At 67.0% G+C, this 21,475-nt stretch carries 19 protein-coding genes; 7 read left to right on the forward strand and 12 right to left on the reverse strand.

The window, feature by feature from the left end; translation table 11 throughout:
- Positions 1–10 precede the first annotated feature (10 nt).
- Together IQ782_RS04685 and IQ782_RS04690 are read left to right on the forward strand one after the other, a co-directional pair.
- Positions 11–3,433 carry a DNA translocase FtsK gene (locus IQ782_RS04685; protein ID WP_194133454.1) on the forward strand — a complete coding sequence of 1,141 codons (3,423 nt, stop codon included), beginning with the start codon at positions 11–13 and terminating at the stop codon, positions 3,431–3,433.
- A gap of 294 nt (positions 3,434–3,727) precedes the next feature.
- Positions 3,728–4,309 (forward strand): LolA family protein, encoded by a 582-nt coding sequence (locus tag IQ782_RS04690; RefSeq protein ID WP_194133455.1) that lies wholly within the window; start codon positions 3,728–3,730, stop codon positions 4,307–4,309.
- 81 nt (positions 4,310–4,390) lie between these two features.
- Here the strand turns inward: IQ782_RS04690 and IQ782_RS04695 are convergent, their stop codons facing one another.
- A complete protein-coding gene (locus IQ782_RS04695; protein ID WP_194133456.1) occupies positions 4,391–4,987 on the reverse strand; it encodes a transglycosylase SLT domain-containing protein in 597 nt (198 codons plus the stop codon).
- Positions 4,988–5,209: 222 nt separating this feature from the next.
- Between IQ782_RS04695 and hspQ the strand changes: the two genes are divergently transcribed.
- Positions 5,210–5,536 carry a heat shock protein HspQ gene (hspQ, locus tag IQ782_RS04700; RefSeq protein ID WP_194133457.1) on the forward strand — a complete coding sequence of 109 codons (327 nt, stop codon included), beginning with the start codon at positions 5,210–5,212 and terminating at the stop codon, positions 5,534–5,536.
- Between the two features lie 67 nt (positions 5,537–5,603).
- Here hspQ and IQ782_RS04705 read toward each other — a convergent pair whose 3' ends face one another.
- From IQ782_RS04705 to IQ782_RS04735, 7 genes are all read right to left on the reverse strand, one after another.
- Positions 5,604–6,647, reverse strand: coding sequence for a threonine aldolase family protein (locus IQ782_RS04705; RefSeq protein ID WP_194133458.1), 1,044 nt, complete (start codon positions 6,645–6,647; stop codon positions 5,604–5,606).
- A complete protein-coding gene (locus IQ782_RS04710; protein ID WP_194133459.1) occupies positions 6,647–7,117 on the reverse strand; it encodes a YcgN family cysteine cluster protein in 471 nt (156 codons plus the stop codon). Before IQ782_RS04710 ends, IQ782_RS04705 begins: the two co-directional genes overlap by 1 nt.
- A complete protein-coding gene (locus IQ782_RS04715) occupies positions 7,114–8,046 on the reverse strand; it encodes a bifunctional riboflavin kinase/FAD synthetase (RefSeq protein WP_194133460.1) in 933 nt (310 codons plus the stop codon). Before IQ782_RS04715 ends, IQ782_RS04710 begins: the two co-directional genes overlap by 4 nt.
- A gap of 10 nt (positions 8,047–8,056) precedes the next feature.
- Positions 8,057–9,526 carry a MocR-like pyridoxine biosynthesis transcription factor PdxR gene (pdxR, locus tag IQ782_RS04720; protein WP_194133461.1) on the reverse strand — a complete coding sequence of 490 codons (1,470 nt, stop codon included), beginning with the start codon at positions 9,524–9,526 and terminating at the stop codon, positions 8,057–8,059.
- Between the two features lie 185 nt (positions 9,527–9,711).
- Positions 9,712–10,365, reverse strand: a complete 654-nt coding sequence (locus IQ782_RS04725) for a YggS family pyridoxal phosphate-dependent enzyme (protein ID WP_194133462.1) — start codon at positions 10,363–10,365, stop codon at positions 9,712–9,714.
- Entirely contained in the window at positions 10,356–11,822 is a 1,467-nt protein-coding gene (locus tag IQ782_RS04730; RefSeq protein ID WP_194133463.1) for a tetratricopeptide repeat-containing sulfotransferase family protein, read from the reverse strand. Before IQ782_RS04730 ends, IQ782_RS04725 begins: the two co-directional genes overlap by 10 nt.
- A gap of 118 nt (positions 11,823–11,940) precedes the next feature.
- Positions 11,941–12,990, reverse strand: a complete 1,050-nt coding sequence (locus IQ782_RS04735; protein WP_194133464.1) for a porin — start codon at positions 12,988–12,990, stop codon at positions 11,941–11,943.
- A 290-nt stretch (positions 12,991–13,280) separates the two neighbouring features.
- Here IQ782_RS04735 and IQ782_RS04740 point away from each other — a divergent pair, with 290 nt between their 5' ends.
- Entirely contained in the window at positions 13,281–13,778 is a 498-nt protein-coding gene (locus tag IQ782_RS04740) for a DUF3576 domain-containing protein (protein WP_194133465.1), read from the forward strand.
- 83 nt (positions 13,779–13,861) lie between these two features.
- Here the strand turns inward: IQ782_RS04740 and IQ782_RS04745 are convergent, their stop codons facing one another.
- Entirely contained in the window at positions 13,862–15,121 is a 1,260-nt protein-coding gene (locus IQ782_RS04745; RefSeq protein WP_194133466.1) for a glycosyltransferase family 4 protein, read from the reverse strand.
- A 209-nt stretch (positions 15,122–15,330) separates the two neighbouring features.
- Between IQ782_RS04745 and leuS the strand changes: the two genes are divergently transcribed.
- The 3 genes from leuS to holA are packed head-to-tail and all read left to right on the forward strand — an operon-like array spanning position 15,331 to position 19,424.
- On the forward strand, positions 15,331–17,901 hold the full coding sequence (gene leuS, locus IQ782_RS04750; protein WP_194133467.1) for a leucine--tRNA ligase: 2,571 nt from the start codon (positions 15,331–15,333) through the stop codon (positions 17,899–17,901).
- Positions 17,888–18,385, forward strand: coding sequence for an LPS assembly lipoprotein LptE (lptE, locus tag IQ782_RS04755; protein WP_194133468.1), 498 nt, complete (start codon positions 17,888–17,890; stop codon positions 18,383–18,385). Before leuS ends, lptE begins: the two co-directional genes overlap by 14 nt.
- A 10-nt stretch (positions 18,386–18,395) precedes the next feature.
- Positions 18,396–19,424, forward strand: coding sequence for a DNA polymerase III subunit delta (gene holA, locus IQ782_RS04760; RefSeq protein WP_194133469.1), 1,029 nt, complete (start codon positions 18,396–18,398; stop codon positions 19,422–19,424).
- A 4-nt stretch (positions 19,425–19,428) separates the two neighbouring features.
- On the opposite strand, the gene IQ782_RS04765 is transcribed toward holA, so the two are convergent.
- The 3 genes from IQ782_RS04765 to rplT all read right to left on the reverse strand — a co-directional run bounded on the left by IQ782_RS04765 (position 19,429) and on the right by rplT (position 21,474).
- Positions 19,429–19,629, reverse strand: coding sequence for a YrhK family protein (locus IQ782_RS04765; RefSeq protein WP_338092549.1), 201 nt, complete (start codon positions 19,627–19,629; stop codon positions 19,429–19,431).
- A gap of 194 nt (positions 19,630–19,823) precedes the next feature.
- Positions 19,824–20,894: a phenylalanine--tRNA ligase subunit alpha gene (pheS, locus tag IQ782_RS04770; RefSeq protein ID WP_194133470.1), complete on the reverse strand. Its 1,071-nt coding sequence runs from the start codon at positions 20,892–20,894 to the stop codon at positions 19,824–19,826.
- Between the two features lie 214 nt (positions 20,895–21,108).
- On the reverse strand, positions 21,109–21,474 hold the full coding sequence (rplT, locus tag IQ782_RS04775; RefSeq protein WP_066102884.1) for a 50S ribosomal protein L20: 366 nt from the start codon (positions 21,472–21,474) through the stop codon (positions 21,109–21,111).
- Position 21,475: the final 1 nt, after the last annotated feature.

Consider the following 21,475-nt stretch of genomic DNA (forward strand, 5'->3'; position numbering starts at 1 on the left):
GAGGCGAGCGATGGCATATCAGGTGAAGGGGCGTGACCCGCTCTTCGACAGCAACATGCAGGCCGCGATCGAGAAGCGGGGCAGGGAGCTGGGCGGCATCGCCCTGATTTTCCTCGGCCTCATGGCGGCGGCGATGATCGGCTCCTACACGCCGGACGATCCGTCCTGGCTCTCGGCCACCGATGCGCCGGTGCAGAACTGGCTCGGCCGGCTCGGGGCCTCGATCGCCGCACCCCTGTTCATGATCGTCGGCCTCGGCAGCTGGGGTCTCGCGCTGGTGCTGCTGGTCTGGGGCGTGCGCTTTGCCCTGCACCGCGGCGACGAGCGGGCGCTCTCGCGCGTCGTCTTCGCCCCGATCTGGATCGCCTTGGCCTCGGTCTATGCGGCGGGGCTCACCACCGGGCCGGAATGGACCCACAGCTTCGGCCTTGGCGGGCTGTTCGGCGACATGATGATGGGCACGGCCCTCGGCATCCTGCCACTGAGCGCGGGCTTCGGCCTGAAGCTGCTGACCGTGTTGCTGGGCGGCGGGCTTCTGGCGCTTGGCGCCTTCGTGCTTGGCTTCACCAAGCCCGAACTTCAGAACATCGCGCGCTTCCTGCTGGTCGGGTTGATCATGTCCTACGCCTCGCTGCTGAACGTCCTGGGGCGCGGTGCCGGCGGCGCCATGGCGGCGGCTCACAAGGCGCAGGCCGCGCATTCCGACCGCCGTGCGCGCCGGGCCGAGGAGGCCGCCGAGGCCGAGGCCTGGGCGGCCACCCGCTACGGCGACACCGAGGCGGTCAACGATTACGACCCCGACGACTATGACCCCGAGCCTCCCGTCCAGGCGCAGCGCCAGGTCTCTCGCGTGCGCCGCGCCGCGCCGCCGCCGCTGGAACTGGAACCCGAAGAGCCTGAGCTGCTCGATGAGGATGACGCCTACGCCTACGCGCAGATGCAGGCCTGGCAGCAGCCCGCCGCACCCGCCGTACAGGCTCCCGCCCCGCGCCCCGCGCCCGAACCGGCGAAGAAGCCGGGCCTGCTGGCCCGGATCACCCGCCGCGCTGAACCCGAACCCGAACCCTATGACGACGAGGTCGAGCTCTTGCCGATCGAACCCGACAACGGCGAGGACCGCATCCGCGCCAAGATCCTCCACGCGGTGAAGAGCCGCAAACGCCCCGCGATGCCGTCCTTCGGCGGTGCCAGCCGCACCGAGGACCCCAGCAAGCCGCTGACCAAGGGCCGTGGCCGTGGTCCGGCACCGCTGATCTACAAACCGACGCAGCTGCTGCGCGCCGAGCCGCCGCTTACCGCGGCCCAGGCGGCGCAGGCGCTGCCGGCCGAGCCGCCGCTGACCGCCTCGCGCGGCGCGGTGCCCGGCACGCGGTCCGTGCCGCCGGCGCCGGAACATGTCGCTGCGCAGCCGGGTTATGCGCGGACCTCTGGCCCCGCGCCCTTCACCCATGCCGAGGATCCCTATGAGGCCGATCCGCGCGCCGACATGCAGGGTTACGACGACTACCGCGACTTCGACGACTACGGCGACGAGGCCCCAGAGAGCTTCCATGCCCAGCCTGCACCGGCGCGCCGGGACCTGGCGCGGGACGATCACGCGGTGCAAGCCTACGCGGCGGCCGACCATGTCGACGCGGAGTACGCCGAAGCGTCCTACGCCGAGGATGAAGTCGACGATGACACCTATGAAGACGGCTTCGACGAAGGCTACGGCGCGGCGGACGTCGGCTATGAAGCGGACGACGAGGATGATGGCTACGATGTCCAGAGCTGGTCGGAAGAGACGGCACAGCGTCCGGCGATCCCCGTCGCCCAGCCCCGCAAGGTGGTGCAGAAATCCGAGCCGAAGGTGATGCAACCCTCGCGCCGCGCCCAGGCCGAGGCGCAGCCGGCGCTGCATTTCGCCGAGAACGCCATCGACTACGAGCTGCCGCCGCTGCACCTGCTGGCCAGCGCCGAGAACATCGAGCGCCACGTGCTTTCGGACGAGGCGCTGGAAGAGAACGCGCGGATGCTGGAATCGGTGCTCGACGACTACGGCGTGAAGGGCGAGATCGTCTCGGTCCGCCCCGGCCCGGTGGTCACCATGTACGAACTCGAACCCGCGCCGGGCCTCAAGGCCAGCCGCGTCATCGGCCTCGCCGACGATATCGCCCGCTCGATGTCCGCGCTCTCCGCCCGTGTCTCGACCGTGCCGGGCCGCTCGGTGATCGGCATCGAACTGCCCAACGACAAGCGCGAGATGGTGTCCTTCCGCGAGATCCTCTCGAGCCGCGACTACGACAACGGCACCCAGCGCCTGCCGCTGGCGCTCGGCAAGGACATCGGCGGCGATCCGGTCGTGGCCAACCTCGCCAAGATGCCGCACCTGCTGATCGCCGGCACCACCGGCTCGGGCAAGTCGGTGGCAATCAACACGATGATCCTGTCGCTGCTCTACAAGCTCACCCCCGAGGACCTGCGGCTGGTGATGATCGACCCGAAGATGCTGGAACTCAGCGTCTACGACGGCATCCCGCACCTGCTGAGCCCCGTGGTGACCGACCCCAAGAAGGCCGTCGTGGCCCTCAAGTGGGTCGTGGGCGAGATGGAGGACCGCTACCGCAAGATGTCGAAGATGGGTGTGCGCAACATCGACGGCTACAACGGCCGCGTCGCCGAGGCGCTGAAGAAGGGCGAGATGTTCAAGCGCACCGTCCAGACCGGCTTCGACGACGAGACCGGCGAGCCGGTGTTCGAGACCGAGGAGTTCGAGCCGCGCAAGATGCCCTATATCGTCGTCATCGTCGACGAGATGGCCGACCTGATGATGGTCGCGGGCAAGGAGATCGAGGCCTGCATCCAGCGCCTCGCACAGATGGCCCGTGCCTCCGGCATCCACCTGATCATGGCCACGCAGCGCCCCTCGGTGGACGTGATCACCGGCACCATCAAGGCCAACTTCCCCACCCGGATCTCCTTCCAGGTGACCTCGAAGATCGACAGCCGCACCATCCTCGGCGAGATGGGCGCGGAGCAGCTTCTCGGCATGGGCGACATGCTCTACATGGCCGGCGGTGCCAAGATCACCCGCTGCCACGGTCCCTTCGTGAGCGATGAAGAGGTCGAGGAGGTGGTGAACCACCTCAAGGCCTTCGGCCCGCCGGAATACGTCAACGGCGTGGTGCAGGGGCCGGACGAGGAAAAGGCCGAGACCATCGACGCGGTGCTCGGCTTGAACACCGGTGGCAACACCGACGGCGAGGATGCGCTCTACGACCAGGCGGTTGCCATCGTGATCAAGGACCGCAAGTGCTCGACCTCCTACATCCAGCGCAAGCTCGGCATCGGCTACAACAAGGCCGCGCGCCTGGTGGAGCAGATGGAGGACGAGGGTGTCGTCTCTGCCGCCAACCACGTCGGCAAGCGCGAGATCCTCGTGCCCGAGCAGTGACGCCCCGGCCCGGCGCTGCGCCCGCGGCACCGGCAGCCTTGCGTATTTGAAAAGAGAAGAAGCCCGGAGGTGCCGCCTCCGGGCTTTCTTTTAGGCAGAAATATCCCGGGGGAGGCCGCCGCAGGCGGGCGGGGGCAGAGCCCCCACTTGGGCGGAGCCATGCCGGGGTGACGCCGCGGGGGCTTTGATCGCGCCGCCGCGCGCCCTAGATAGGCATCGACGCTTGCCTGATATCGCATATCCGACGCGCGGCATGCGACAGATCGGCAGACAAAGAGCAGAAGGACGACGCATATGATCCGCACATTCATCGCCGCGCTCACGGCGCTTGTGCTCACCACGCTGCCGGCAGCGGCACAGAAGCTGTCGCTGGGCGAAGTTTCGCAGTACCTGAATTCGATCCAGTCGGCGAAGGGGCAGTTCACCCAGATCAACGGCGACGGCTCGATCTCGACCGGGACGATCTCGATCAAGCGGCCGGGCAAGGTGCGCTTCGAGTATAACCCGCCGGACCAGGCGCTGGTGCTGGCCTGGGCGGGGGCGGTCTATGTCTTCGACAAGAAGCTCGGCGGCCAGCCCGAAACCTACCCGCTGAGCCAGACGCCGCTGTCGATCATCCTCGCGCGCAACGTCAACCTGGGGCGTGCCGGCATGGTGACCGGGCATGGCTACGACGGCACCGCCACCACGGTGACGGCGCAGGATCCGGATCACCCCGATCGCGGCTCGATCCAGATGAAGTTCACCGGCAACCCGGTGCAGCTGCGGCAATGGGTGATCACCGACGGCAATGGCAGCAAGACCACCGTGGTCCTGGGCGCGCTCGACGATGCCGAGCTGCCGAACTCGGTCTTCGACGTGAACCGGGTGAAGTGACGCCCGGCCGATCGGAGCCGCGTGCACAGAAGGGAAAGGCCGGGCGTGATGCCCGGCCTTTTTGCTGTCACCGGCTCGAGGTCACCAGCGGCGCGCCTGCCGGCAGTTGGCCAACTGGACCTCGTAGACGACGGCGCGGTTGCCCACGTCCTCGGCCACGCGCATCAGCCAAGACTTGCCGTTGTAGGTGCCGCGCGAAAAGCCGCCGCGCCCCTCGTGGTAGGCGAGGTACTGGTTGCGCGCATCGCGCAGGCTGATTCCCAGCCGATCGCGGCTGCCGGCCATGTACCAGCCCATGAAATCCGTGGCGTCGCGGATGTCGTCGCGGTCGGCACGCCAACGGCCGGTTTCCTTGAGGTATTCATCCCAGGTGCCGTCCAGCGCCTGGCTGTACCCGAAGGCCGAGCTTTGCCGGCCATAGGGAATCACCCCGAGCGCGTAGCGGAACGGGGTCCGCGCGTCCGAGATAAACTTGCTTTCCTGGTAGATCGTCGCCATCTGCACGTGCACCGGCACGCCCCACTTGCGCTCCGCGTCGCGGAACGCGCGGATATACTGCGGGCGCTCACGGATGATGGCGCATGCGTCTTCCAGGTTGTTCGGGGCGCGGCCTGCACCGCCACCTCCGCAGGACGCGGCCAGCAACACCAGCGTCGCCGCGCGAAGCCATCTGCTCATCTGCCTCTCGCTTTTTTTCTGCTCTTCTGGACGTTTTTTAGCTTTTGTTGACAGGGATTTTACCGCAAAGCCAGCCGCGTTGGAATCACAATTCTTTCAATGGGACACGGCGGATATCCGCCAAACTGTAGGCGCGGGGTCCACAGTGTGTTTCCAGCCATGCCCGGCTGGGTGTTGGACAAGATGCCCTAAAAATGTCAAAAATTGTTCTCAGAGGTGAACATGCACACAGCGCGCGCAAAATACCATCTGGGCCAGGTCGTCCGCCATCGCAAGCACCCGTTCCGCGGCGTGGTCTTCGATGTCGACCCGGAGTTCAACAACACCGAGGAATGGTACCAGGCCATCCCCGAGGACTCGCGCCCGCGCCGTGAGCAGCCCTTCTACCACCTTCTGGCCGAGAACGATCAGAGCTTCTACGTCGCCTATGTCTCCGAGCAGAACCTGGTCGCCGACTATTCCGGCGAACCCGTGGAGCACCCCGACATTCCCGATCTTTTCGGAGCCTTCGTCGATGGCAGCTACGAGCTGCATTTCCAGCTGAACTGACCTCCAGAGGCGGGGGCAAGAGCCCTCGGAGGCTCTTGCACGCTACTTGGAAAAGGCTTGGGCCGGGTCAGGCCGCGTCGCGCAGCAGGTCGAGGAAGGCGCTGACATCCGCGGGCTGCAGCGACCAGTCGCAGACCAGCCGACCGGTGAGCAGCTCGTCATCATCTCCTTCAAGATCGCCCGACGGGTAGTAGACCGCCCCGGCCTCGAGCACCCTGCGGTGTGCGGCGCGCGGCATCTCGAAGAAGATCATGTTGGCATGGGTGTCGTTGTGCACCGTCAGCCCGAGTCCCTTGAGGCCCTGCAGCAGCTGGTCGCAGCGCGCGTTGGCCTTTTGCGCCAGCTCCTTCCAGAGGTCGCCTTCGAGGTAGGCATCCATCTGCGCCGCGAGGTAGCGGTGCTTGGAGAAGAGATGCGCGCCGCGCTTGCGGCGGTACTCGAATTCCAGCGCCAGCTCGGGATCGAAGATCACCACCGCCTCGACGCCCATCAGCCCGTTCTTGGTGCCACCGAAGACGCAGATGTCGACACCGGATTTCCAGCTCATCTCGGCCGGGGTGACGCCGAGCTTCACCGCGGCATTGGCAAAGCGCGCCCCGTCGAGGTGCACGGACAGGCCATACTCGCGGGCCACGGCGGTCAGCGCGCGCAGCTCTTCGAGCGTGTAGTAGTTGCCCTTCTCGGTGAGCTGGGTGATCGACACCGGCCCGCGCTTGGGCCCGTGTACGCCGCGGTTGCCCTCGCCCTCGATGGCCGCCCTAAGCGCCTCGGGGGTCATCCGGTCGCCGCCCTTGACCAGCGTCAGCTTGGCGCCGCCGGAGTAGAACTCCGGCGCGTTGCATTCATCCTCGTGGATGTGGGCGACCGGCGAGCAGAACACCGTCGCATAGGGCGGGCAGAGCGTCGCCAGCGCCAGCGAGTTCGCCGCGGTGCCGGTGGGCACGAGGTAGACCGCGGCCGCGGGGGCCTCGAAGAGGTCGCGGATGCGATCCGCAACCTGCAGCGACAGCGCGTCCGACCCGTAGCCCGAGGTGTGGCCCTGGTTGGCGCGGGCCATCGCCTCGAGCACCTGCGGAGGGACGGGGCCGGAATTGTCGGAGGCAAAGAACATCAGGTGGGCTCCTCGATGATGTAGTCTTCCCAGTCGTCCTCGCCGACCTCGAACTCGGGCACGGTGCGGCCGCGCATCGACACGCCGGCGGCATGCACGCTCTCGGGATCACCCGAGATCAGCGGGTGCCAGTCGTAGAGCGGCTTGCCCTGCCACAAGAGGCGATAGGCACAGGTCTCGGGCATCCAGTAGGCGTGCTGGTCGATGTTGTCGGGGCGCAGGACGATGCATTCCGGCACGAACTGGTGCCGGATCTCGTAATTGGAGCAGAGGCAGGACTGGTCGTCGAGCAGACGGCAGGACACGCAGGTCAGCGCGACCTCGCCGGTCTCCTCGTCCTCGAGCTTGTTGAGGCAGCACTTGCCGCAGCCGTCGCAGAGCGCCTCCCACTCCTTGTCGTTCAGCTTGGTGAGCGGCTTCTTTTCCCAGAAGCGCGGGGTCAGCCCCTTGCGGTCGATATGGTCGGTCATGGCGCGTCCAGGATGCGGCGGGCCTCGGCGCTGTCGCGGTCCATCTGGGCGACCAGCGCCTCGAGCCCGTCGAACTTCAGCTCGGGGCGAAGGAACTCGACCAGACCGACCGACAGCACGGCGCCGTAGAGATCGCCGGAAAAATCGAACAGGAAGGTTTCGAGGTTGGCGCTGTTCTCGCCGAACATCGGGCGCACCCCCAGCGAGGCCACGCCGTGGTAGCTGCCGCGGTGCGGACCGGTCAGCACGTCCACCAGCACGGCGTAGACGCCGAAGCGCGGCGGGTGCAGACCGTCGATGCTCATGTTGGCGGTGGGGTAGCCGAGCTTGCGGCCCAGCTGGTGGCCGCCGATCACCTCGCCCTCGATGCGGTGCCAGTGCCCGAGCTGCGCCTGCGCGGCGCGCGGGTCGCCTTCCGACAGCGCCCGGCGGATCGCGGTGGAGCTGATCTCGCTGCCCGCGGTGCCGAGCAGCTCTGCCACGGTCACGCCAAAGCCCATCTCGTCGCCGAACCGCCGCAGGTCCGCGACCGTGCCCTTGCGGCCCTTGCCGAAGCAGAAATCGGCGCCGACCACCACGTGGCTCAGGCCGAGCCCGTCAACCAGCACCGCGCGCGCGAATTGCTCAGGCGTAAGCGCCGCCAGCGCGGCGTCGAAGGGCAGCTCGTAGAGCCGCTCGACCCCCAGTTTCTCCAGCCGCGAGGCGCGGGCCTTGGCCGACATCAGGCGGAAGGGCGGCGCGTCGGGGGCGAAGAACTCCCGCGGGTGCGGCTCGAAGGTCAACACGCCGAAGGGCGCGCCGTTGCCTTTCTCTCGGGCCAGTTCGATCACCGCTCGATGGCCGATATGCACGCCATCGAAATTGCCGATGGCGACGCTGGCGCCCCGGTCGCGAGGCTCGGTTGACTGGTAATCCCGGATGGTCCGCATGGGCAAAGCCCTAGCCCCGACTGCGGGGACGTGCAAGCGCCTGTGCAATGCGGGCGATGCCCTCGGGGATGCGCTCCGAGGCGATCGAACTATAACCCAGGCGGTAGAAATTCCGCGGCGTATCGGGGCGCTGGAAAAACGGGCCACCGGGCTCGATCAGCACGCTGTCCCGCTGCAGCTCGGCCGAAAGCCGGTCGGTATCGATCCCCTCGGGCGCGCGCATCCAGAAGGACGAGCCGCCATGCGCGGCAACCCCGGCCACGTCCAGCCCGTTGCGGGCGATCTCCTCTTCCATCACCTGCCGCCGCTGCCCCAGCGCCCGCCCGATTCGACGGACCAGGCTGTCGTAGTGGCCAAGGCTCAGAAAATGGGCAGCGGTGCGCTGGATGTGCCCCGGCGGGTGCCGCAGCACCGAGGCGCGCAGGGCGCGGGCCTCGCGGATGAAGGGCTCGGCGCCGACAAGGTAGCCGAGCCGCAGGCCGGGAAAGAGCGACTTCGAGAAGCTGCCGACGTAGACCACCCGCCCGTCGCCATCGAGACTCTTGAGCGCCGGGGTGGGAGGCTGGAGATAGGCCATCTCGAACTCGTAGTCGTCCTCGACGATCACCGCTTCGAGCGCCCGCGCCCGTTCGAGCAGCGCATGCCGCCGGGTCAGCGGCAGGGTGGCTCCGCTGGGGCACTGGTGGCTCGGGGTGGTGAAGATCACGTCGGTGCCCTCGGGCACCGCTTCGGGCGGCAGCCCCTGCGCATCGACGGCAATCGGCGAGAGCGCGCAGCCGGTCTGGCCCAGCAGCACCCGCAGCGCCGGGTAGCAGGGATCCTCGACCGCGGCCCGCCGCCCGCGCGACAGCAGGATCTGGCTGGCCAGCCAGAGCGCGTTCTGCGCGCCGAGGGTGATCAGGATTTCCTCGGGCCGGGCCTGGATGCCGCGCCGGGGCAGGGTCTGGCGCGCGAGGAACTCCACGAGCTGCGGGTCGTCGCGGTCGTAATAGTCCTGGGTCAGCGCGCCGAAATCGCGCGCCCCCAGCGCCTGCACCGCGCAGAGCCGCCAGTTGGCATGGTCGAAGAGCTTGGGATCGGCCTGCCCGTAGATGAAAGGATAGCGGTAGGAAGCCCAGTCGGCGGGCCGCACGGGCACCGCCCCCGCCGCGAAGCGCCGCCCCATGGCGCGCTGCCAGTCGACCCGCTCGGCGCGCGGCGTCTCGGGGAAATCCGGCGGCTCCGGCGCGCCCTCGGAGATGTAGGTGCCCGAGCGGTCGCGCGAGGTCAGGTAGTCGGTGGCCTGCAGCTCGGTATAGGCCAGCGCGACGGTGATCCGGCTGACTCCGAGATGCGCCGCCAGCCGCCGCGTCGAGGGCATCTTCTCGCCGCGGCGGAAACGGCCCGAGAGCACGCCCTCGGCCACCATCTGCTGGATCCGCGCCTGCAGCGTGCCCTTATCGCCGGGGCGCAGGAAGAAGGTTTCGACCGGAATTGCCATCGGCGCACTCTATCCTGCGCGTGGGAGAGGGAAAGGGGGGCGCCGCCCCCCTCGGCGCTTCGCGCCTCACCCCCCGGGATACTTCTGCCTAGAAGAAGAGGCGGCGCGCGCGGCTTCTTCTAGGTCCAAATATCCCCGCCGGAGGCAGGCCGGACGCCGCCGCGCGCGCGGCGCGGGGCAAGGGCTCAGCCGGGGTCGCGCTCGCCGAAGATCGCTGATCCGACGCGCACATGGGTGGCGCCGAAGGCGATGGCCTGCTCGAAGTCCGAGCTCATGCCCATCGACAGCCCCTCGAGCCCGTTGCGCTCGGCGATCTTCGCCAGCAGGGCGAAATGCAGACTGGGGGTCTCGTCCACGGGAGGGATGCACATCAGGCCCTTCAGCGGCAGGTCGAGAGCGCGGACTTCCTTGATAAAGGCGTCGGCTTCAGCGGGCAGGATGCCGGCCTTCTGCGCTTCTTCGCCGGTGTTCACCTGCACGAAAAGCTCCGGGCAGTGGCCCAGCTCCTGCGCCAGACGTGCCAGCGTGGCGGCCAGCTTGGGCCGGTCCAGCGAATGGATTGCCGCGAAGAGCTGCATCGCCTGCCGTGCCTTGTTGCTTTGCAGCGGGCCGATGAGATGCACCTTCGCATCCGGAAAGCGCTCCTGGAAAGCGGGCCATTTGCCCGCAGCTTCCTGCACCTTGTTCTCGCCGAAGAGCCGGTGGCCTGCCTCCAGAACCGCCTCGACGCGGGCATTCGGCTGCACCTTGCTGACCGCGATCAGCTGTGTCGCACCGGGAATGCGGCCCGCCGTTTTCTCGGCCTTGGCGATGCGTGCCTTGATGTCGTTCAGTCCCATGGTTCTTCTCCCCAGGCCTCGATGAAGGGCGCCAGTTCGGTTTCGTATGTCTTCCAGGCCTGGGCCGAGCCGCGGTAGATCGGCTGGCGCGCCTGGCTCACGCTGAGGGTCTTCACGGCGCCCTTGCTTTCGTGCGATTCGAGGCACGCCGGGTGCCAGTCGAGCCCGGCGGCGGCAACCAGCGCGCGCGATTGCTCTTCCGGATCGGTCACAAGGTCCTCGTAGCGGATCTCGTGGATGCGGCCCGGCAATGCTGTTTTCCAATGCGCGACATTGGCGCGGAAGCGCTTGATCGAGGTGGCGATATCCGCAAGGTCGGTGGCGTAGCGATGGCTGCCGAGCGCGAAGTGGTTCTTGTAGATCGACAGGGCGATGTCGCGCGGGTCGCGGTGCACGACGATGATCCGCGCAGCGGGCAGCGCGTGATCGAGCAGGCCGAAGATCAGGTGGCAGAGGATCGACTTGTCGGTGATCGCGCCGCGGCCGTGGCCACTGTCGCGGACGGCGAGCCGCAGGTAGTGGTCGGCGAAGGCCCTCACGCGGGCGGTCGGTTCCTCGGCGATCGGGCGCATCTGCTCGCCGGCGCCGAAATAGCCGTAAGCCAGCTTCAGCGCGTGCCCGAGCTCGCCCCCGGCACCGACTTCGGGGTGGGCGGCAAGAATGCGTTCGACCAGCGTGGTCCCAGAGCGCGGCATGCCGGTGACGAAGATCGGGCGGAGCGGCGGCGCGCCGTCGGGGGCGGGGAGGAGCCCCGCCTGCGCCTTGCGCACGGCGGCGAACTCGCGCGCCTGCGCGGCGCTGTCCCAAGGCGCGGCCTTGCGCTGGAGGGCGTTTGCGCGGGCGAGGTAGGGGAAGACCTTGGCGGTCTGTCCGGTCTCCTCCATCGCCTTGGCGAGCGCGAATCCCAGGTGCAGCCGCTGCGCGTCGGGCAGGTCCCGTTTCGCCCAGAGCTTCTCCATCGCGCGCAGCAGCGGATCGCCGGCGGAGAGCTTCTTGGTGGCGAGGAAGATGCGGTAGAGCTCGGGGGTGGCGGGATGACGCTTGATCAGCGCGCGGAACAACGTCTCCGCCTCGTCGAAACGTCCGAGGAGTTGCAGGTAGTGTGCCTTGTCCGCGCGCGGCTTGATCGCCTTGGGATCGGCCGCGATCTGCCGATCATAGGCGGCGAGCGCCTGCTCGGGCCGGTCCAGCGCGCGGTAGCGCTCGATGGCGGTGGCGGTGACCTGAGGCTGGCCCGGCGCCAGAGCCACGGCGCGGTCGAGGTAGCGCAGGCAGGCTTCGCGGTCGCCCTGCTCGAAGCAGATCTGCGAGAGCTGGAAGGCCAGATCGCCGCGGTCGGGTTCTGACGGCAGCACTTGTTCCAGCGCGGCGCGGGCTTCGCCGAGACGGCCCTGCGCGAGGGCGGGGCGGACCTTGTCCAGCAGGCTGGCCTTGCGTGCGGCCGAGAGTGGCAGCATGGGGATCCCTTGTCTTTCCGGCCCTAGGTTGACCGGGACCGTTCTGCCCGTTGGCGGCGCAAAAGAAAAGAGCGGGCCGGAGCCCGCTCTTCCCTAATCAGTCTAATCTCAGGTGAGATTAGAAGGACATTGCCAGGCCGATCGAGAAGGTGTCGTCGTCTTCCTGATCTTCGTATTCGCTGTTGCCGTAGCCGGCCTGAGCGACGAGACCGCCGCCGAGGTCGTAGTTCACTGCGATGCCGTAGCCCGAACGGTCTGCACCTTCGAAGGACCACTCACCGTAGTTCACGCCGAGCGACAGAGCGTTCATGGAGTAGCCGAAGCCCACACCCCAGTGCTCGCCGTCTGCGTCGGAGTCTTCGAAGTTGATGTCGCTGTAGGTTGCGCCAACTTCAAAGCCGCCTGCGAAGCCCGCGGTCACGCCGAGGCCCCAGACTTCTGCGAACTCGTCGAGGGTGATGTAGCCAACACCGGCGTTCAGGTCGAGACCCGAGAATTCGCCTTTGTATGCAACACCTGCCGACCAGACGGTCTCGCCGGTGTCAGCATAGAAGTTGTCGGTGGAGGTGGTGGTGACCACACCGGTGGTGAGGTCTGCCACGCTGGTGGAGGTGGTCGACTTCACGACTTCTTCCGGCTTGGAGCCGTTCTGAACCTGCATGGCCGACGCGGAGAAGGTGATGCCTTCGAATGCGTAGTCGAAGCGAGCGATCTGGCCGTCTGCGCCGTTCAGCGCGCCGCCGTCGTAGTCGCCACCGGCGTTGAAGCCAGCGTGGATGGTTTCGTCGTCAGCCAGCGAGCCTGCGCCGCCGAGGTTCATCTCGGGGACCACTTTGTCGTAGGACGAGTCGGTGTCACCCATGGTCAGGGTCGCGCCGCCGTACGAAACGAACAGTGCCTCACCGCCCTGCTGCCAGGGGTTGGTGAACGGCTTCTGCGCTTCGTCGAGGTCGATGTTCGCGCCGAACACCAGGCCGTTGTCGGCTTCGCCGGACATGGTGAAGGTCAGGTCGACATCGGTGAAGAACTGAACTTCGTCGTTCTTGACGTCAGCGTATTTGCCCGGGTTGTAGATACCCATTTCGGCGTAACCGGACAGCGTGACTTCTGCCGAGGCGATGCCTGCGGTTGCAACCAGCGCGGTGGAAGCAAACAGAATCTTTTTCATTGTTTCCCTCATGTGTTCTAAGGCACGTACCAATCCGGGTAGCCCGGCCTTGATGGCCACTTCTATGCGCTTTGCCTTCCCGCTCTGGCAACCCGTCGCTGGGGCAGCCGCCCACGAAGCAAACCAGTGATGCCCAATTGCCACAAAAATATCACGGGACTTTTGGGCCGCAGCCGGCGGGGTCCGGAGGGCATGCGGGCGGCGCGGGGCCGAAGGATTGACGGCTTGTGATACGCGGTGCCCACGGGTATGCAGGGGCAAAGAAGCGGACGGGCAGGAGCTTTGGTTTCATGGAATATAAGCGGTTTGCTAAGGGCCTTGCCCTGATCGCGGTGACGCTGGGTCTGGCTGCCTGCGGACAGAGCGAGACGCGCCAGGTGGTACAGACCCGGTCTGCCGATGAGATCATGGAAGCCGATGTCTACGACGGGCGCGGCGCCCCCGACTCGACGGTCTGGGACATTTTCAAGGCGAAGCCGGACGCTGGCCGGGTTGGCGCGGTCAACAAGTACATCTGGAATGCCTCGCTGCAGGTGCTGGACTTCCTGCCGGTCGAAAGCGTTGATCCCTTCACCGGCGTCATCACCACCGGCTACGGCACGCCGCCGGGCGGCGGCACCGCCTATCGTGCGACGATCCTCATTTCCGATCCGGCGCTGGATGCGCGCTCGCTCAACGTCGCGCTGACGACTCGGTCTGGCCCGGCAAGCGCCGCCGCGGTGCATGCGGTCGAGGATGCGATCCTCACCCGCGCCCGGCAGCTCCGCGCGGTTGACAGCAAAATCTGATCCGCACGGCCGGACCGGGGTTCGGCGCAATGGAATTGAAAAGGCCCGGTGGATCGACCGGGCCTTTTGCTTGCGCAACGGTGTCAGTCCTGCGGCGGGCGCGGCTCCAGCGCTGCAAGTCGCGTGACCCATTCCACGTGTTTCGGCAGGCAATGGCCGCGCAGGTCGTAGTTTGCGCGGACATGGGCGCGGGCCGCCGAACCCAGACGGTCGCGGGTCTGCGGCTCTTCGAGCAGGGTGCAGAGCCTGTTGACCAGCGCCTCTCGGTCGAAGAAATCCACCAGCCAGCCGGTCTCGTCCTCGGTCAGCACTTCGCGCACAGGGGCGGTGTCGCTGGCCAGGATGGCGCAGCCGGCGCTCATCGCCTCGAGCAGCGACCAGCTCAGTACGAAGGGGTAGGTCAGATAGACGTGCACCCGGCTCACCTGCATCATCGACAGGAAGCGCGCGTAGGGCACACGACCGAGGAAGTGGACCCTTGCCCAATCCGCATCGGGGATCTGTCCGCGCACCTCGTCGATGAAGATCTGTTTCCAGCTCTTCCCCTGAGTTGGCTTTGCGCCATAGCTCACCTCGTCGCCACCGATCAAAGTGATCCGGGCGTTGGGGCGGCGGCGCAGAATCTCGGGCAGGGCGCGCATGAACACGTGGTACCCGCGATAGGGTTCGAGGTTGCGGTTGATAAAGGTGATCACCTCGTCGTTGCGGGTCAGCACGGTGCCGTCGTCGAGCTCCAGTCGCGCGGCCGGATCGGGCACCACATGCTCGGTGTCGATGCCGTCATGCGCGACCGAGAGACGATCCTGCCAATTCTCCGGGAAGGTGCCGGCCTGGAAGCGGGTCGGGCTGATCCCTGCGTCCATCACCTCTTCGTGCATGCGGTTGTTGAGGTTCTTCAGCCTCAGGCGCTGCAGGTCGCTGATCGAGGCCGGTGACGCGAATTCCGGATCGAAGGCGAGGAACTCCGGCGTGGTGCGGTGGTACAGCTCGCAATAAAGGCCGAGCCGGGCGTGCGGCCAGACATCCTTGAGAAAGAGGCTCTCCCCCCAACCGTGATGGGCCAGGATCACGTCGGGCGCAAAACCCTGCTTCTTGAGCGCCAAGGCGGCATTGCAGCAGCTGACGCCGCGGAGAATCTTGGTCTCGAAATCGGTCAGATAGGGGTGGATGTCCTTGGTACTGCTGCCGCGGATCTCGTAGGGCAGCACGCGGACCCCGTTCCAGAGGGTCGGCTCCTTGACCTTGGGAGTCAGGGCGGTGACCTCATGCCCGAGCCGTGCCAGTTCCGGCGCGAGATGTTTGTACTGGCCGGGGAAATTCTGGTGAATGCAAAGTATTTTCATGACGTTCTATACAATCTTGGTCTACGGATCGCAGTTTTCCATGCGTGCGGGCCGAAGCCACGTAGAAACCACGTCGCATTTGAATTTGCCATGCGGAGGTTGCTGAAATGTCGTTCGCCGGAGCCGCGCGAGGGGTCGGGGCACTGGACGTCCGGCGGGGCCTGCCCTATCACCCGGCAAGACCCATCCGCTCCGAGGGACAAGAGATTATGTCGCGCTACGACCCCGCCACGATCGAGCCGAAATGGCAGGCCGCCTGGGAAGACGCCCTGACCTTCAAGGCCACCCGCTCGGCCGACAAGCCGAAATACTACGTGCTCGAGATGTTCCCCTATCCCTCGGGCCGTATCCACATCGGCCACGTGCGGAACTACACGATGGGCGACGTGATCGCCCGCTACAAGAAGCAGAATGGCTTCAACGTGCTGCACCCGATGGGCTTCGACGCCTTCGGCATGCCGGCCGAGAACGCCGCCATGGCCTCGGGCGGTCACCCCAAGGACTGGACCTATTCCAACATCGACACGATGGTCGCGCAGATGAAGCCGCTGGGCTTCGGGCTCGACTGGTCGCGCATGTTCGCCACCTGCGATCCGGAATATTACGGCCAGCAGCAGGCGCTGTTCCTCGACATGCTCGACAAGGGCCTCGTCTACCGCAAGAACGCCGTGGTGAACTGGGACCCGGTCGACATGACCGTGCTGGCCAACGAGCAGGTCGAGAACGGCCGCGGCTGGCGCTCGGGCGCGCTGGTCGAGCGCAAGGAACTCACCCAGTGGTTCTTCAAGATCTCCGACTTCTCGGGCGAGCTGCTCGACGCGCTCGACACGCTCGATGACTGGCCCGCGAAGGTGAAGCTGATGCAGGCGAACTGGATCGGTCGTTCGCGCGGCCTGCAGTTCTCCTTCGATACGATCGAGGCCCCCGCTGGTTTCGAGAAGATCGAGTGCTACACCACCCGCCCCGATACGCTGCACGGCGCCTCCTTCGTCGGCATCTCGCCCGATCACCCGCTCGCAAAGGAGCTGGAGCAGGGCAACCCCGAGCTCGCCGCTTTCGTTGCCGAGTGCCGCCGCATGGGCACCTCCGAAGAAGAGCTGGAGAAGGCCGAGAAGCGCGGCTTCGACACCGGCCTCAAGGTGCGTCACCCGTTCGACCCGAACTGGGAGCTGCCGGTCTACATCGCCAACTTCATCCTCATGGATTACGGCACCGGTGCGATCTTCGGCTGCCCCGGCCACGACCAGCGCGACCATGACTTCTGCAGCAAGTACGGCCTGCCGATCGTCGAGACCTTCGTGCCGCTCGAGGGCGAGATCGACATCCTGGCCGAGCCCTTCGTGCCGGCCAAGACCGAGAAGGTGCGCTACACCCGCCTCGTCGCCGGGACCGAGGTGCAGACCGGCGAAGAGGGCGTGAACGCCGCCGTCGATTTCTGCGAGAAGAACGGCATCGGCGAGGGGGTGACCAAGTACCGCCTGCGCGACTGGGGCCTGTCGCGCCAGCGCTACTGGGGCTGCCCGATTCCCGTGGTCCATTGCGAGGCCTGCGGCGTGGTGCCCGAGAAGAAGGAAAACCTGCCGATCAGCCTGCCCTACGACGAGGACGGCAAGGCGATCGATTTCTCGGTGCCCGGCAACCCGCTCGACCGTCACCCGTCGTGGCGTGACTGTGCGTGCCCGTCCTGCGGCGCCCCGGCGCGGCGCGAGACCGACACGATGGACACGTTCGTCGACTCCAGCTGGTACTTCGCCCGCTTCACCTCGCCGCGCGCCGAGACGCCGATCGACTTGGCCGAGGCCGAGTACTGGATGAACGTCGACCAGTACATCGGCGGCATCGAGCACGCGATCCTGCACCTCCTGTACTCGCGCTTCTTCGCGCGTGCGATGAACATCACCGGCCACCTGCCGGAGAAGTCGAAAGAGCCGTTCAACGCGCTCTTCACGCAGGGCATGGTGACCCACGCGATCTACCAGACCAAGAACGCCGACGGCCGTCCGGTCTACCACTACCCGGAAACGGTCGAGCTGCGCGACGGCAAGGGCTTCCTGAACGACGGCACCGAGGTCGAAATCATCCCCTCGGCCAAGATGTCGAAGTCGAAGAACAACGTCGTCGATCCGGTCGCGATCATCGGCCAGTACGGCGCCGACACCGCGCGCTGGTTCGTGCTGTCTGACAGCCCGCCCGAACGTGACGTGGAATGGACCGCCTCGGGGGCCGAGGCGGCCTCGAAGCACCTCGCCCGCGTCTACCGCATCGCCGCCGAGATCGCCGCCTCCGATGCGCCCGCCGGCGCCGAGGATGCCGCGCTGCTGCGCGAGATGCACAAGGCCATCCACGACGTGACCATGGGCGTCGAGAGCTTCGGCTTCAACGCGGCGATCGCCAAGCTCTACGCCTTCACCGGCGTGCTCGGCAAATCGCAGGCGGGTGCCGCCGCCAAGAAGGAAGCGGCCAAGGTTCTCGCGCAGCTGATGTCGCCGATGACCCCGCACCTGTCGGAGGAGATCTGGCAGCTGCTCGGCGGCGAGGGGCTCATCGCCAATGCCGCATGGCCCAAGGCCGACGCGGCGATGCTGGTCGAGGACAGCGTCACCCTGCCGATCCAGGTCAACGGCAAGCGCCGCGGCGAACTCACCGTTCCCAAGGACATGACCAAGGAAGAGATTGAAAAACTCGTCCTCGCGCATGAAGCTGTGGTGCGGACCCTCGAAGGGGCCGCGCCGAAGAAGCTCATCGTTGTGCCTGGCCGGATCGTCAATGTGGTCGCCTGATCGAAGAACCCTGCTTGCAGCCTGCGGCGCGCTCGCGCTCGCGGGCTGCGGCTTTACCCCGGCCTATGGGCCGCAGGGGGGCGGGCAGAAGCTGCTCGGGCAGATTGCGCTCGCCGATCCCGGCTCGCCCAATGCCTATCTCTACAACCGCCGGATCGAGGAGCGCCTCGGCCGCGCCGGAACCGGCGCGCGCTACCTGCTCGACACCGGGCTGAAAACCGAGACCTCCGGCCACGGCTCTCTGGCCGACGGCAATACCACGCGTATCCGGGTGATCGGAACGGCGACCTTCACGCTGCGCGACGCGGTGACGAACGAGGCGCTGTCCTCCGGCGACACCTCCTCGTTCACCGGCTATTCCACCACCGGCTCCACCGCCGCCACCCAGTCCGCCGAGCGCGACGCCGAGGAGCGGCTGATGGTCATGCTCGCCGACCGCGTGATCGACCGGCTGCTGCTCGTCGCGGCGGATCTGCCGCAGTGACGGGGGCTTCGTGAAACTCGGCGGGCGCGACGCACAGGCCTTCTTCCGCAAGCCGGATCCGACCCGCTCCGGCGTGCTGCTCTTTGGCGAGGACGCCATGCGCGTGGCGCACAGGCGGCAGGAGATCATCGCCGCCCTCGTCGGCCCCGAGGCCGAAGCCGAGATGCGCCTCACCCGCATGGGCGGGGCCGAGCTGCGCAAGGACCCGGCCCTGCTGCTCGACGCGGTCAAGGCACAGGGCTTCTTCCCCGGCCCGCGCGTCGTCTTCGTCGAAGAGGCCTCCGACGGGCTCGCCAAGACCATGGGCGCGGCGCTGACCGACTGGCGCCCCGGCGATGCGCAGATCATCGTCACCGCCGGTTCGCTCACCGCCAAGTCCGCCCTGCGCAAGCTCTTCGAAGCAGCACCCGAGGCGCTGGCCATCGGCATCTACTCCGACCCGCCGGGCCGCGACGAGATCGAGGCCGCTCTCACCAAGGCCGGGCTCACGCGGGTTGACCGCGCTGCCTTCGACGCGCTCGAGCACCTCGCCCGCGCGCTCGAGCCGGGTGACTTCCGGCAGGTGCTGGAAAAGCTTGGGCTCTACAAGCTCGACGATCCCGCACCGCTCACCCCCGAGGAGGTGGCCGCCTGCGCCCCCGCCTCTATCGAGGCCGAGCTCGACGACATCCTCAACGTGGTGGCCGAGGGCCGCTCGCCCGAGATCGGCCCGCTGATGCAGCGGCTCGAAGGGCAGGGGGTCGCGCCGGTCACCCTGCTGATCATGGCGATGCGCCACTTCCGCCTGCTCTACGCGCTGGCCTCGGCGCAGGGTGGCCCGCAGGCCGGGGTGCAGCGCCTGCGTCCGCCGCTCTTCGGCCCGCGCCGCGACCGCATGCTGCGCCAGGCCTCGGGCTGGAACGCCGACCGGCTCGAGGATGCGCTGGGAATGCTGATGGAGACCGACCTCTCGATCCGCTCCGCCGGAGCCCGCGCGCCCGCCATGGCGCTGGTCGAGCGCAACTTCGTGCGCCTCGCCTGGCTCGCCTCGCGGCGCTAGCCGCTCAGTCGCCGCGCTCGCGCTCAGCCAGCCGGTCGATCTTTCCCATCCGCCAGAGCTTGATCTCGCGCGCCAGCCGCAGCGAGGGCTTCACCATGAAGAGCACCGAGCCCAGGGTGAAGAGCCAGATGGCTTCGGTCTCATACTGCTTCCAGAAGAACAGCACCGAGCCGAGGGTGAAACAGAGCGCGGCGCCGAAATCCACCGCCGTATGGGCATCTCGAAAAGCGCATAGATGCGCCGCGTGTCCGCGTTGCGCTCGCGGTTGCGGTGATCGAAAAGCTGCATGAACGCCAAGATGGCGCGCGATCCGGAAAGGAAAAGGCCCGGCGCTGATGCACCGGGCCCCGAAATCTTCGCGCAGCGCGCCTGAGCGCGCCTGAGCGCGACAGGACGCACTCAGCGCGACAGGCCGCCGTGCAGCGTCGGCATGTCCAGCGACGCAAAGCCGTAGTGCCGCAGCCAGCGCAGGTCCGAATCGAAGAAGGCGCGCAGGTCCGGGATGCCGTATTTCAGCATGGCGATCCGGTCGATGCCCATGCCGAAGGCAAAGCCCTGCCATTCGTTGGGGTCGATGCCGCCGGCCTGCAGCACCTTGGGGTGCACCATGCCCGAGCCCAGAACCTCCAGCCAGTCGTCGCCTTCGCCCACGGTGACCGAGCCGTCCTTCCACTGGCACTGGATGTCCACCTCGGCCGAAGGCTCGGTGAAGGGGAAATGCGAGGCGCGGAAGCGGGTCTTTACCGAACGGCCGAAATAAGCCGAGAAGAACTCTTCCAGAACCCACTTGAGGTTCGCCATCGAGATATCCTTGTCGATGGCAAGCCCCTCGACCTGGTGGAACATCGGCGTGTGGGTCTGGTCGTAATCGGCGCGGTAGACGCGGCCCGGGCAGATGATCCGGGTTGGCGCGCCACCGGCTTCCATCGAGCGGATCTGCACCGGCGAGGTATGGGTGCGCAGCACGTGCGGCGGGCGCTCGTCGCCTTCCGCGCGGTGCATGTAGAAGGTGTCCATCTCGGCGCGGGCCGGGTGGTGGCCGGGGATGTTCAGCGCGTCGAAGTTATACCAGTCGGTCTCGACCTGCGGCCCCTCGGCGACGGCAAAGCCCATGTCGGCGAAGATCGCGGTGCACTCTTCCCAGACCTGGCTCACCGGGTGGATGCTGCCGACACGCCTTGTGCGGCCGGGCAGGGTGACGTCCAGCCATTCCGCCTGCAGCCGCTCGTTCAGCGCCGCATCGGCCAGCGCCGCCTTCTTGGCGCCGAGCGCGGCGTTGATCTCGTCCTTCAGCGCGTTCAGCTTCGGCCCCATGAGCTGCCGCTCCTCGGGGCTCATCTTGCCCAGCTCGCGCATCTGCAGGCTGATCTCGCCCTTCTTGCCCACGGCCTGCACCCGCAAATCCTCAAGCGCGGATTCGTCCGCGGCCTTGCCAATCAGGTCGATATACTTGTCGCGCAGGTCGTCCATTCCGGGCCTCTTCCGAGCATTTCTTCGGGTCCGTCCACTACCGGCTGCGGGACGCGCGCGCAAGCCTGCGCGCCGCCCGCCGCGTTCTTCTAGGTGCAAATATCCCGGGGGAGCTGCCGCAGGCAGCGGGGGCAGAGCCCCCGGAGAGGCGGGAAAAACGAAAAACGCCGCCCCCGAAGGAGCGGCGTTTCCGAAAGTCAGCCTCTGGCGCCGATCAGGCGGCCAGCGCGCCCTTCGCCTGGTCGACGATGGCGTTGAAGGCTTCCGGCTCGTGCACGGCGAGGTCCGCCAGCACTTTACGGTCGACTTCGATGCCAGCCAGGTTCAGGCCGTTGATGAACTTCGAGTAGGTCAGAGCCTCGTCATGCGCGCGCACGGCCGCGTTGATCCGCTGGATCCACAGCGCGCGGAAATTGCGCTTGCGGTTCTTGCGGTCGCGGGTCGCGTACTGGTTGGCCTTGTCGACGGCCTGGGCTGCAACCTTGAAGGTGTTCTTGCGGCGGCCGTAGTAACCTTTGGCTGCCTTGATGACCTTCTTGTGACGGGCGTGGGTGACGACACCACCTTTGACTCGTGCCATT

This window comes from Salipiger mangrovisoli, from assembly GCF_015223355.1.
Classification (GTDB): domain Bacteria; phylum Pseudomonadota; class Alphaproteobacteria; order Rhodobacterales; family Rhodobacteraceae; genus Salipiger; species Salipiger mangrovisoli.